Origin of the sequence: Streptomyces sp. NTH33 (assembly GCF_003236365.1) — a bacterium.
In the GTDB taxonomy this organism is placed as follows: domain Bacteria; phylum Actinomycetota; class Actinomycetes; order Streptomycetales; family Streptomycetaceae; genus Streptomyces.
The window spans coordinates 1-12175 of sequence record NZ_POTZ01000012.1; the positions used below are offsets into that span (position 1 = coordinate 1).

General features: G+C 72.5%; 9 protein-coding genes and 1 pseudogene. 6 read left to right on the top strand and 4 right to left on the bottom strand.

Features of this window, described 5'->3' with window-relative positions; all coding sequences use genetic code 11:
• Positions 1–2: 2 nt before the first annotated feature.
• From C1I97_RS02345 to C1I97_RS02355, 3 genes are all read right to left on the bottom strand, one after another.
• Positions 3–1397, bottom strand: coding sequence for an NAD(P)/FAD-dependent oxidoreductase (locus C1I97_RS02345; protein WP_111001549.1), 1395 nt, complete (start codon positions 1395–1397; stop codon positions 3–5).
• Positions 1387–1599, bottom strand: coding sequence for a ferredoxin (locus tag C1I97_RS02350; RefSeq protein ID WP_111001550.1), 213 nt, complete (start codon positions 1597–1599; stop codon positions 1387–1389). The genes C1I97_RS02345 and C1I97_RS02350 overlap by 11 nt, the downstream gene beginning before the upstream one ends.
• 180 nt (positions 1600–1779) lie before the next feature.
• A complete protein-coding gene (locus C1I97_RS02355; protein WP_111001551.1) occupies positions 1780–3417 on the bottom strand; it encodes a multicopper oxidase family protein in 1638 nt (545 codons plus the stop codon).
• 530 nt (positions 3418–3947) lie between these two features.
• Here C1I97_RS02355 and C1I97_RS02360 point away from each other — a divergent pair.
• From C1I97_RS02360 to C1I97_RS02375, 4 genes are all read left to right on the top strand, one after another.
• Positions 3948–5957 (top strand): DUF1996 domain-containing protein, encoded by a 2010-nt coding sequence (locus C1I97_RS02360; RefSeq protein ID WP_111001552.1) that lies wholly within the window; start codon positions 3948–3950, stop codon positions 5955–5957.
• 509 nt (positions 5958–6466) lie between these two features.
• Entirely contained in the window at positions 6467–6922 is a 456-nt protein-coding gene (locus tag C1I97_RS02365; RefSeq protein WP_111001553.1) for an ATP-binding protein, read from the top strand.
• Between the two features lie 143 nt (positions 6923–7065).
• Positions 7066–7278: a hypothetical protein gene (locus C1I97_RS02370; RefSeq protein WP_258382387.1), complete on the top strand. Its 213-nt coding sequence runs from the start codon at positions 7066–7068 to the stop codon at positions 7276–7278.
• A gap of 304 nt (positions 7279–7582) precedes the next feature.
• Positions 7583–8866, top strand: a complete 1284-nt coding sequence (locus C1I97_RS02375; RefSeq protein ID WP_111001554.1) for an FAD-dependent oxidoreductase — start codon at positions 7583–7585, stop codon at positions 8864–8866.
• A 67-nt stretch (positions 8867–8933) separates the two neighbouring features.
• Here the strand turns inward: C1I97_RS02375 and C1I97_RS02380 are convergent, their stop codons facing one another.
• Positions 8934–10085: a S1 family peptidase gene (locus tag C1I97_RS02380; RefSeq protein ID WP_111001555.1), complete on the bottom strand. Its 1152-nt coding sequence runs from the start codon at positions 10083–10085 to the stop codon at positions 8934–8936.
• A 220-nt stretch (positions 10086–10305) separates the two neighbouring features.
• On the opposite strand from C1I97_RS02380, the gene C1I97_RS02385 reads away from it, so the two are divergent.
• Positions 10306–10875 (top strand): TetR/AcrR family transcriptional regulator, encoded by a 570-nt coding sequence (locus tag C1I97_RS02385; protein ID WP_111001556.1) that lies wholly within the window; start codon positions 10306–10308, stop codon positions 10873–10875.
• Between the two features lie 62 nt (positions 10876–10937).
• A pseudogene (locus C1I97_RS02390) lies at positions 10938–12147 on the top strand (SGNH/GDSL hydrolase family protein).
• Positions 12148–12175: the final 28 nt, after the last annotated feature.

Sequence of the window (12175 nt, forward strand, 5' to 3'; positions counted from 1 at the left end):
GGTCAGTGGCGGGCCGGGGTGAAGACCAGACGCCGGTCGGCCGGGGAGTAGCCGCTGAGCGTCACGGTCGGGCCGTGCGTCGGCAGCGACGGGTCGGGGAAGCCGGCCGGCACCGGCCTGCGGCCCTCGGGCCGGCGGTCCACCGTCCGGTACTCCACCGGGAACGGCGCGCCCGTCTCGATCTGCCGCTGGTAGAACTCCAGCCACCGTGTGCTGTCGAAGCTCACGACCGCGATCACCCGGCCCTGGTGGCCGTACACCCCGAGGAACCGCCGCTCGGCGAGCGACCCCTGGATGATCATGATCTCCTCGCCCATGGCCGGCACACCGACCGACTTGATGTTCACGCCGAACTGCGAGGACCAGAACGCGGGCACCCACAGGTGCGGGCGCCGGTCGGCGCTGGCGCTGATCATGTTGTGCGCGGCCACCTCGGCCTGCGCGACCGCGTTGCCCCAGTGCTCCAGCGACAGGAACTGGTAGCCGAACAACGGATGCGGGGAGCGGGCGACGTCACCGGCGACGAAGACGTCGTCGGTGACGATGCCCCGGAAGTCGAAGGCCCGGCACCCCGCGTCGCAGGCGATGCCGCGAGGCCCCGCGCCCAGCCCGGAGCCCGCCAGCCACTCGGTGTTGCGGGTCGCGCCCAGCGAGACCACCACGACGTCCGTCTCGACGACACCGCCGTCGGACAGATGGGCGGCCCGCACCCGGCCCGTCGCATCCCCTTCCAGGCCGGTGACCGTGACCCCGGTGCGCAGGTCCACCCCGTTGTCACGGTGCAGATCCGCGGCCACCGCGCCGATCACCCCGCCCAGCGCGCCCACCAGCGGCCCGTCCGCGCGCTCGGCCACGGTGACCGCGATGCCCCGGTCGCGGCAGGCGGAGGCGATCTCCGACCCGGTGAAACCGGCGCCGACGACGAACACCCGGCGCGGCGGGGCCGCCATCCGCCGGTGCAGCCGTACGGCGTCGTCCCGGGTGCGCAGCACGAAGACCCCATCCAGCAGGGCCTCCTCCTCCTTCGGCCAGGGCCGGGCGCGCACACCGGTCGCGATCAGCAGCCGGTCGTAGGGCACCTCCTCGCCGTCGGCCAGCCGCACCCGCTTGGCTGCCGTGTCCAGACCGGTCGCCGCGACCCCGAGCCGCCAGGTCGCGTCGATCTCCCGGCGCCTGGGCAGCTCGGTGTGCTGGGGAGAGGCCTTGCCGAGCAGCACCGCCTTGGACAGCGGCGGGCGGTCGTACGGCTCGTGGGGCTCGTCACCGATCATGGTGAGCGATCCGGCGAACCCCCCGGCGCGCAGCGCCTCGGCCGCCCTGAGCCCCGCCAGCGAGGCACCCACGATCACGATCCGGCCCTCGCGCCGGATCCACTCGTGGAACGCGTCACCCGGCATCGGACGCCTCCCGCAGCCCCTCCACCGTGATCGCCTGCACCGGGCAGGCCGCGACGGCGCGCGCCACCTTCTCCCGCTGCTCCGCGCCGGCCCGCGGGTTGTAGACGAGCGACTCCTCGCCGTGCATCGTGAACACGTCCGGCGCGAGGAACGCGCACTGCGCGTATCCCTGGCACTTGTTGAGGTCGACGACAAGCCTCATCGGCGATCCGCCCTCCCGGCGGCCAGGTCCTCGGAACCACCCGCTGGGGGGCACCCTCGGACGGCGGTCATCCCACGCCAGGATCGAAGCCCCGCCGCCCCGCCCGCGCGCCGGGATCCGCCGAAGGAGTGACGGGCCGCGGCGGCCTCGGCCACCCCTCTCACGCGGGAGGCGCTCCGCTCACTTGCGGTAGCCGAGGATGGTCATCATGCCCGACTCGGAGTGGTACTGGTTGTGGCAGTGGAGCATCCACAGACCCGGGTTGTCGGCGTAGAAGTCCACCACCAGCCTGCCCTGCGGCAGGATGATCGCGGTGTCCTTGCGGGCCCCGGCGTCCTCCGGGCCGGTCAGGGCGAAGGTGTGGCCGTGCAGATGCAGGGGGTGCCACATGCCGGTGTGATTGAGGAAGGCGAGCCTGACCCGCTCGCCCTGACGGACCGGATGACGTTGTTCGACCGAGTAGGGCTTGCCGTCGAAGCTCCAGTCGTACCACTTCATGTTGCCCCTCAGCGTGATCCGGATCTCGCGGTCCGGCTTGCGGTCGGCGAAGGCCACCGCGTCGTCGGGGACCAGTTGGTGGGCCAGGACCAGGCGCCCGTCCAGCTCGTCGAGGTGGACGGAAGGCGCGGGCAGGTCCTTCGACCTTCCGGTGTTCAGCACGGCCAGCGCGCGGGCGTTCTTGCCCTCGGCCAGCGCGACCAGCGGGAACACCCCGTCCTTGGCGGTGACGATGACGTCGTAGCGCTCGGCCATGCCCAGCAGCAGCGCGTCCGTCGTGCGGTGCTCGACCGGATAGCCGTCCGTGTGCGTCACCGTCATCTCGTGGCCGCCCAGGGCCACCCGGAAGGCGGTGTCGGCGCCCGCGTTGATGATCCGCAGCCGGATACGGTCGCCGGGGCGGGCACGGAAGACCGACGGCGCGTGCGGGGCACAGCCGTTGACCAGGTAGTAGGGGTAGTCGACATTGCCGCTCATGCCCTGCAGCAAGTCGCTGAGGGCGCCCCGCAGAATGCGGTCGGGGCCGCCGCCCGTGCCGTGCGGGGCCGAGTGCCCGTGGTGGCCGGAACCGCCCCTGGGGACGGGGCCCTTGACTTTCTGCAACTCCGCGAGCACGGCCTCCGGAGTGGAGCCGTCCACGCCGTCCACCCAGTCGTCCAGGACCACGACCCATTCCCTGTCGTACGACAACGGCTCCCTGGGGTCGTCGATGATCAGCGGTGCGTACAGGCCGCGGTCGGGCTGCATGCCCTCGTGCGAATGCAGCAGGTACGTGCCGGGGTGGGCCACGGCGAAACGGTAGTTGAACTCCGCTCCGGGTTTGATGGTTTCCTGGGTCAGACCCGGTACGCCGTCCATGTCGCAGCGCAGGCGCACCCCGTGCGAGTGCAGCGTCGTCCCCACGGGCAGGTGGTTGGCGAGCGTGAGGTCGAGAACGTCACCCGCGGTGACCCGGATCGCCCGGCCGGGTGCCGAGTCGCCGTACGCCCACGTCCTGACGGTCTTTCCACCCAGGTCGACCGAGGTCTCCCTGGCGGTGAACCGGAACTTGCGCACCCGCCCGGATCCGCGCTCCCTTTCAGCGGCCAGGACCTCGGGGTCGGACGGGTTCACGTACCCCTTGGGCCCCTTGGGAACGAACGGGCGAACACCGTCGAGGAGCCCGGAGCCCCGCCCGGAACCCGAGCCCGAGCTCCGCGCGGACCCCGAGTGCGGGCCGGGCTCCGGGCGGGAGCGGACCCCGGAGCAGGCGGACAGGAGTCCCGAGGCGGCAGCCGTGACCGAGGCGCTGAGCAAGGTACGCCGCGAATATACATTCATGACTGAATAACACACCGTTTTCGCTGATATATGGGACAAGCGCGGCGGCGCGTCTGCTGATCCCGGCGATCGGAATTCCGGAAGCGGGGCGGCCGGGTGCTCCGTCGTACAGGTGAACGCCTCCTGACGGGCCCCTGGCCCGCGCGGCGACATGCCGGGTCCGCGCACGTGGGCTATGCTCGGTCTTGAGCGGATCGCCGGAACTCCCGGCGCTCGGCCATGCGTTGGTCGTCTAAGGAAAGACGCCCCGCTTCCTGTGGGGAGATGCAGGTGCAAGGCCTGCCCGGCGCTCGTGGACAAGCCCCACTTCCGTCATGGGAGTGGGGCTTTCGTCTTGCGGGTCCCGTCGGCCGCCCCCGGCCCGTGTGTCATGGGAGTTCCGTCAATTCGTGGGGCCGTTGAACATCTCCGCGCTCAACTCCGTAGGGAACGGGGGATTTCCATGCCCGGACACGACGCGTAGGAGAACTTCGGTGAGACGCAACACGCGCAGACGACCCACAGGTCCGCGACGTGCCACGCTCGGGGCGATGGCGCTCATCCTGGGCGGAGGCGGGCTGATGGTGGCCAACGTGTATGCCTCCGCCACCGAAGGCGTCTTGAGCGGGCAGTCCGCCGAGAAGCCGGACTCCGGCCGGAACTGGGCGGCGGCAGGCGCCACGATCGACTGCCCGGACGTCGGTACCCGGCTCACCGCGGTGCCGGACGAGGCCAGGGCGACGGTCGACGAGCAACTCGCGGCGCTGGACCAGCAGATCGCCAAGGCGTACCAGCAGGTGCAGAGCGGGGCCCAGGACGGCCGGCTGGACGCCGGCGCCGTCGAGAGCACGATCATGAATCCGCTCAAGGAGGAGCGGACCGGCACGATCGGGCGCATCAAGGAGGCGATCGACCGTGCCGGGGGCCGTCCGGAGGGACTCGACGACCTCGCGGCCTGCACCCTGCGGGACGCCGGCAACCAGGACGGCGACGGGCGGTCCGGTCAGGACCAGGGCCAGGGCCAGGACGGTCAGGGCCAAGGTGGGCAGGGCCAGGGCGGTCAGGACCAGGATCGGCAAGGAGGCGGGCAGCAGGGCGGCAACGGCGGGCAGGCCGGCAACGGTCCCGTCGCCGCGGACTACGTGGACATCACCACCGTGCAGCCCAACGTGCAGAAGCCCCGTGAGGGGGCGGACGCCTCCCGCGGTACCTTCGCCTCCAGTTGCGGAGTCAACGAGAACGGCCTGTTCAACTCCGACAACGTGATCGTCGCCCCCGGCGTCACCAACGGCGCCCACCACTTCCACGACTACATCGGCAACCAGGCCAACAACGCCTTCGCCGGCGACCAGGACCTGGCCGACGGCGACACGACCTGCGAGGACAAGGGCGACAAGTCCACCTACTACTGGCCCGTGCTGCGTCTGCAGGACGGCACCCAGGAGCGGGACGCCGACTCGCCCGGCGGTGGAATCGAGGGCAACGCGGGCAGGATCGTGACGCCGAAGCAGGTCACGCTGTCCTTCGAGGGCAACCCGCGCGGCAAGGTGACGGCCATGCCGCGCTTCCTGCGCATCATCACCGGTGACGCCAAGGCGTTCGTCAACGGCCCCGCCAACGCCAACGCCTCCTGGTCCTGCACCGGGTTCGAGGACCGGCAGCTGAAGGACAAGTACCCGCTGTGCCCGCAGGGCAGCGACGTGGTGCGCACCTTCACGTTCCAGAGCTGCTGGGACGGCCGGAACGCCGACAGCGCCAACCACCGTACGCACGTGGCGTTCGCCGACGCCGGCGGCACCTGCCCGGACGGCTTCCGGGCCGTCCCGCAGCTGGTGCAGCGCATCGTCTACGGTGTCGACGCGCCGAGCCTGCAGGACGGCGGCAGGACCACTCCGCTGTTCGCCGTGGACTCCTTCCCCGAGCAGCTGCACAAGCCGGTCACCGACCACGGCGACTTCATCAACGTCTTCGACGAGGACCTGATGCGCCAGATGGTCGACTGCATCAACAGCGGCAGGCGGTGCGGTTCCGGGGCCGGCCAGGGTTCCGACCCCGGTGAGCAGCCGCAGCAGCCGCGGGAACCCCAGGACGGGCCGTCCCGGACCGCCGAGGCGCCGGCCGGAGGCGATGACGGCGCGGGCGCGGGCGCGGGCGCGGGCGCCGGCAAGGACGGCCGGGACGGCCGGGACGGCCGGGACGGCCGGGATCGCGAGGCGGGCGGAGAGCAGCCGGCGAAGCCCTCGGCCGGCGCACCGGCCGAGGAGCCGGCGCGCGGCGCGTCCACCGCTCCCGGCGCCGTGGAGCCCAAGTCCGACGTCTCCCGTCCGGCCGCGGAGAGCACCACGGGCGCCGCGGCCGCGAGCGGCGGCGAGGTGGGCACGCCCACCCGGACGCCGGCTCCCGGCGGCGACGACCGGGCAGCGGGCGCGCAGACCGAACCCCAGGCCGTCAGGGGTGATCTCGCCGAGACCGGAGCCCAGTTGTGGCCGGCGGCCGCCGGAGCGGTGCTCGTGATCGCGGGATTCGTCCTGCTCCGCCGGATCAGGCGCGGCGCCGCGTGAGGCACCGCAGGCTGTGAAAAAGGGGCGGTGGCAGGAGCCTGGAACCGGCCCTGCCGCCGCCCCTCCGTCATGTCACTTGCTGCGGGCCAGACCCCTTCGGGCGTTGTTGTAGACGCGCAGGAGGTGCTTGGCCACGGCACACTGCATGGCGTGCACATGACATTGGCGGCATGTCCGCATGTGCTGTTCGTAATCGGAACGCGCTTGCTGCAGAGCGTCATCCGGAGACGGCATGAGGATCCTTCGCAGGGGGGTGACAGGGGGGTGTCTGGCGGCGCGACGTTTCCTACTCGCCAGTAGGGAACGCCTGCGTCAGAGTTGATCATGTTACTGCCGGTAGTGGAAAACGGCCTCCGGCAACGCTGCGCGACGGGGCCGGGCGGCTCGCGGCGCGAAACGGGCGTCGTCCGCCGATGCCTGTGTGACGCAGCTGACACCGATTCGGGAGGCGTGGCCGGCGAGAAGAGGGGTATGCGCAGCCCGTGAACAGGGTGGTGAAGGCGGTTGGGATGGAATCCGTCCTCCTCGGCGGCGAGGAACCAGTACCGGGTACCGAAGTGATACGCATGGAGGCCGCTCTCGACGGGGACAGTGCGTGCATCGCCGAGGCCCGTTGTCTCGCGGCCGACTTTCTGGCCCGGGTACGGGCAGGGCACGGGCTGACGGTCTCCGACCGGGCCGTGGACGTGACCCAGCTGGTGGTCAGTGAGCTGGTCACCAACGCCCGCAAGTACGCCTCCGGTCCCATCCTGATGGACCTGCGGATCGCCGGCGAGGCCGTGGACGTCGCGGTCTGGGACAGCGATCCGGTGCTGCCGGTGGCGCGGGCCGCCGATCCCGGCCGGGTGGGGCAGCACGGCCTGGAGATCGTGATGGCCGTCGTGGAGCGTTTCGAGGTGCGGCGGGAACCGGTGGGCAAGCGCATCGTCGCCCGTATCGCCCTGCACGACGACGCGGAGCGGTGACGCCGGGCTCGACGGCCGGATCCTCGCTCCCCGGCGGACTTTTCACCTGAATGGCCGTCCGTGACTGCGTGCGGACGGCCTGTCCGGTGTCTCCTGGAGTGAGAGAGGCGTCCATCGAGGGAGTGGAGCCGATCATGTATGAGATGTGTGCAGGAGTCGAGAAACCCGGCGGGGCACTGGTCTGGCACGTCATGGCCAAGCACACGACCACCACCCTGTGCGGCCAGACACTCAGTCAGCACGTCGACGGCGCGAGCGCACAGCGGGCTGGGCACTGTTCCACCTGCATGGCCCTGTTCGGGAAGCTGATGACCGCGCCCCCCGCGGTCGGCTCCCCGGCCGCCACGGACCACTAGGTCCGGATCCCGGACCGCCGGCTCCCGTCGTCCGCCCGGACGACGGGAGCCGGCGGTCACGTCCGAGAACGGTCAGGGGGTCCGGCGGTCACGTCCGAGAACGGTCAGGGGGTCCGGCACTGCCGGCGGGTAAACAGTCCGACCGTTTTTTGGCAACGTGTTCCCATGTCGCATTCCGGCACCGGCCCGTGGGTAACACTGAGCGGCGGAGGGGGGACGAGCGCGACGGCAGTACGCCGGCGCGCCCATCCCGGAGTGTCACGCCGTCTTGGGGAAGGCGGCGAGCGGACCGACGGGGGGATGCATGACGCAGTCGCTTCCAGGGCAGCGGCCTGCCCGCGAGGGGGCGTTCACGGGGAGCCGGCCGCTTCCGGTCGTGGTGATCGGCGCCGGGCCGTACGGACTGTCGGTCGCCGCGCACCTGCGGGGCGCGGGGGTCCCGGTGCGGGTGTTCGGGGAGGTCATGGGCAGCTGGCGGCACGCCATGGCGACCGGGATGTTCCTGAAGTCGACGCCCGACGCCGTCGACCTGTCCGCGCCGGAGCCCGGCGGGCTGCTGGCGGACTTCCTCCGGGTGCACGGCGAGCCGGAGCTGACCGAGCTGACGCCGATCCCGTGCGAGGTGTTCGTCCGCTACGGGCAGTGGTTCCAGAAGAGGTACGTCGGTGAGGCGGAGCCGGCGCGGGTGGCGGCCGTCCATCCGGCCCCGTCCGGCCCGGGGTTCGCCGTACGGCTGGACGACGGCAGCGAACTCACCGCCGGCGCCGTGGTCGTGGCCACCGGCCTGAACGGGCTGGCCCACGTACCCGAGGAGTTGCGGCGGCTCGCGCCTTTGGGTCCGGGCGCCGGAGCCCTGGTGTCCCACACCAGCCAGCACACCGACCTGTCCCGGTACGCCGGCCGGCGCATCGCCGTGGTCGGCGGCGGCCAGTCCGCCCTGGAGAGCGCCGCGCTGCTGCACGAGGCCGGCGCCCTGGCGCAGGTGCTGGTCCGGGAGAGAAGCGTGCTGTGGGGGACGACACCGGATCCGGCCCGGTCCTGGGCGCGGCGGATCGGCAGGCCCCGTTCGCCCCTGGGCGCCGGCTGGGTCCTGGCCGCGGTCTGCCTGGCTCCCGGTGGAGTGCGGCGCCTGCCCCCGGCGGCCCGGTTGCTGCTGTTCCGGCGCGCGCTGCGGCCCTCGGGCGGGTGGTGGCTGCGGGACCGGGTCGAGGGCGTCGTACCGGTGCGCACATTGCACCGTGTCGTGCGGGCCGAGGCGGCCGGGTCCGTCGTACGGCTGACCGTCGCCGGGCCGGGCGGCCGTACGGAGGTCCTCGACGTCGACCACGTGCTGGCCGCCACCGGATACCGGCTCGACCTGGACGCCGTCCCCTTCCTGTCACCGGAGATACTCCGTGCGCTGCGGCACGTGCCCGGCTCGAGGGCGCCGCATCTGAGCCCGGGGTTCGAATCCTCGGTGCCCGGCCTGTACTTCGCCGGATCGCTCGCCGCCCCGATGTTCGGGCCGATGATGCGCTTCGTGGCCGGCACCGCGTACACCGCGGCCCGCCTCGCCCGGCACGCGGGGCGCCGCGTGGCCGCGCCCTGACCGCGTACGCCGCCCGTGCACAAGGGGGTTCCGGCCGGGGCCGGCCGGAACCCCCGGGGCCGGCGGGTCAGGCCGTGTGCAGGGTCAGGCCGTAGCGGTTGAGGATCTCGTTGACCGGCTGGAACCAGGTCTCGCCGCCGCCGGAGCAGTTGCCCCAGCCTCCGGAGGTGACGCCCTGGGCCTGGTCACCGCTGATGAAGGAGCCGCCGGAGTCGCCCGGTTCGGCGCAGACACTGGTCTTCGTCAGCTGGTGCACCGCGCCCTGGCTGTAGTTGACCGTCTCGTTCTTCGCCAGCACGGTGCCGCAGTGCCAGTGCGTCGTCGAGCCGGAGCGGCAGACCGAGGCGCCCACGGGTGCCTCCGCGGAGCCGCGTACCAGCTGGTCCGGGACGGCGCCCCAGCCGAGGACCACCGGGACCGTCCACCAGCCGCTGCCGACGCCGACCCAGGCGTAGTCGTCGCCGGGGAACGAGGAGCCCTGGAAGGTGCCGATGTAGGAGCCGTCCCAGCCGCTCACCCCCGCGCCGGGCCGCCCGCAGTGCCCGGCGGTGACGAAGCCGCCGTACACCGAGAAGCCTATGGAGCAGCGGGCGTTGCCGGTGTAGTACGGGTCGCCGCCGACCGTGCCGGCCGCGAAGGTCCGCGGCGCCGAGGAGACCGTGCGGACGGTGACCGGGCCGGTCTCACGGGCCCGGGCGAGGAAGCGCTGGACATCGTTGTCGGAGCGCTCGGCGCGGACGACGTCCACGACCACCGTGTTGGCGGCCGGGTCGACCCGCCAGGCGCTCACGCCTCCGGGCGCGGGGGAGCGGTCCAGGCGTGCCTTGGCCGCGTCGAGCTGCCGTGCGCTGTGCTCGACGGTGCGGACGGCGGCGCCGGTGGACCGCACGGCGCGCAGGGTCGAGGCGGGGGCGTCGGAGGTGACGGCCACGGTGAGCCGTCCGGTCCCGGCGTCGAACCACGAGCCGCCCCAGGCGGATCCCGCGGCCTTCCGGGCCTTCGGTTCCACGGTCGTGGCGGTGCGTTCCGCCGCCAGCCGGGCCTGAGCCCGGGGCGCGGAGAGCCCCAGGTCCCGCTGCATCGCCCGCAGCAGCCCGGGAGAGGCGGAGGGTGCGGTGGCGGAGGTGGCCGCTGTGGCCGGCAGGGTGCCCGCCGCGGCCCAGCCGCCGAGCAGTACGAGCGCGGCCACGGCGACGCGGAGAAGTCGGGTGCGTCTCACAGGAGGTGCCCTTCGTCGTTCCAGACAAGGTGGGGGTGGAACAACCGCGACCTGAGAGCGCTCTCATCCGGTTCGGGGAGCAGCTTAGCCAGGCTGGATAGTCAGGTCCATGCCAATGTGGAAATTTCTTGCCGGGTGAAACGGTGACGGTATCTGCCTAATATGATTAGGTAACTTTTGAATGGTTTCAGGGCTGCGGGGGCTCACGGAGGGAGACGGCGTGGCGCGAGCGGGGCTGACCACCGAACGCCTGGTCAGGGCCGGGGCGGAGCTGGCCGACGAGGTCGGCTTCGACCAGGTGACCGTCTCGGCACTCGCCAGACGGTTCGACGTCAAGGTCGCGAGTCTGTACTCGCACCTGAAGAGCTCCCAGGACCTCCGGACCAGGATCGCCCTGCTCGCCCTGGAGGAACTCGCCGACCGGGCCGCCGACGCGCTGGCCGGACGGGCCGGCCGGGACGCCCTGATCGCCTTCGCCGACGTCTACCGCGACTACGCCCGCGAACACCCCGGCCGCTACGCCGCGGCGCGGCTCCGGCTCGACCCCGAGACGGCGGCCGCGAGCGCCGGGGGCAGACACGCGCAGATGACCCGCGCGATCCTGCGCGGCTACGACCTGACCGAGCCGGACCGGACGCACGCCGTCCGCCTGCTGGGCAGCGTCTTCCACGGCTACGTCAGCCTCGAACTGGCCGACGGCTTCAGCTACAGCGCCCCCGACCCGCAGGAGACCTGGGCGTGGATCCTCGACCGCCTCGACACGATGCTGCGCGACTGGCCCCCGGCCTGAACCCGCAGGACCGGCGGGAGCGGCCGGACGGACCCCAGCACCCCCATCGACCGACTGAGAGCATGAACACCGAGCACGACTGGATCACCACGCCCCTCACCGCCGGCCTCCTGCGCGGCGCCCTCGACCTGGAGCACACCGCTCACGGCCTCCTGCCGCACCGGCTGCCCGCCCGGGCCCGCGCCCAGTGCGCCGACGCGCAGCTCGCCATGGCGGAGTCCCAGCCCTCCGGTGTACGGCTGGCCTTCCGCACCCGGGCCACCGCCGTCGAGCTGGACACCCTGCCCACCAAGCGCCGCTACACCGGCGCCCCGCCCCGCCCGGACGGGGTGTACGACCTGCTCGTCGACGGACGCCCGGCCGGCCGGGGCAGTGTGGCGGGCGGCAACACCCTGACCGTCGACATGGCCACCGGCGCCACCGAGCACCGGCCCGGCCCGGTGGGCACCCTCCGCTTCACCGGTCTGCCCGGCACCGTCAAGGACGTCGAGATCTGGCTCCCGCACAACGAGACCACCGACCACCGAACTCGTCGCCCTGCGCACCGACGCCCCCGTCGAGCCCGTACCGGACCGGGGCCGCAGGGTGTGGCTGCACCACGGCAGTTCGATCAGCCACGGCTCCGACGCGGCGAGCCCGGCCACCACCTGGCCCGCCCTGGCCGCCTCCCTGGCCGGCGTGGACCTGATCAACCTGGGACTGGGCGGCAGCGCCCTGCTCGACCCGTTCACCGCCCGCGCCGTGCGCGACACTCCCGCCGACCTGATCAGCCTCAAGATCGGCATCAACCTGGTCAACACCGACCTGATGCGCCTGCGCGCCTTCACGCCCGCGGTCCACGGCTTCCTGGACACCATCCGCGAGGGCCGGCCCACCACGCCTCTCCTGGTCGTCTCGCCCCTGCACTGCCCCATCCACGAGGACACACCCGGCCCCAGCGTGCCGGGCCTCACCGCCCTCGGCGCCGGGCGGCTGCGGTTCAGGGCCGCGGGCGACCCCGCGGACCGGGCGAGCGGCAGGCTGACCCTCGCCGTCGTCCGGGACGAGCTGGCCCGGATCGTCCGGCAGCGCGCGGTCGATGACCCCCACCTGCACCACCTCGACGGCCGCGACCTCTACGGCGAGGCCGACTACGCCGAGCTGCCGCTGCCGGACGAACTGCACCCGGACGCCGGGACCCACCGCCGTATCGGCGAACGCTTCGCCGCCCTGGCCTTCGCGGCCCGGGGCCCTTTCGGCGCCGGGCGGCCCCCGAGGAAGGGTTCCCGCTGATCGATCAGGCACCCAAGTCGTGACGATT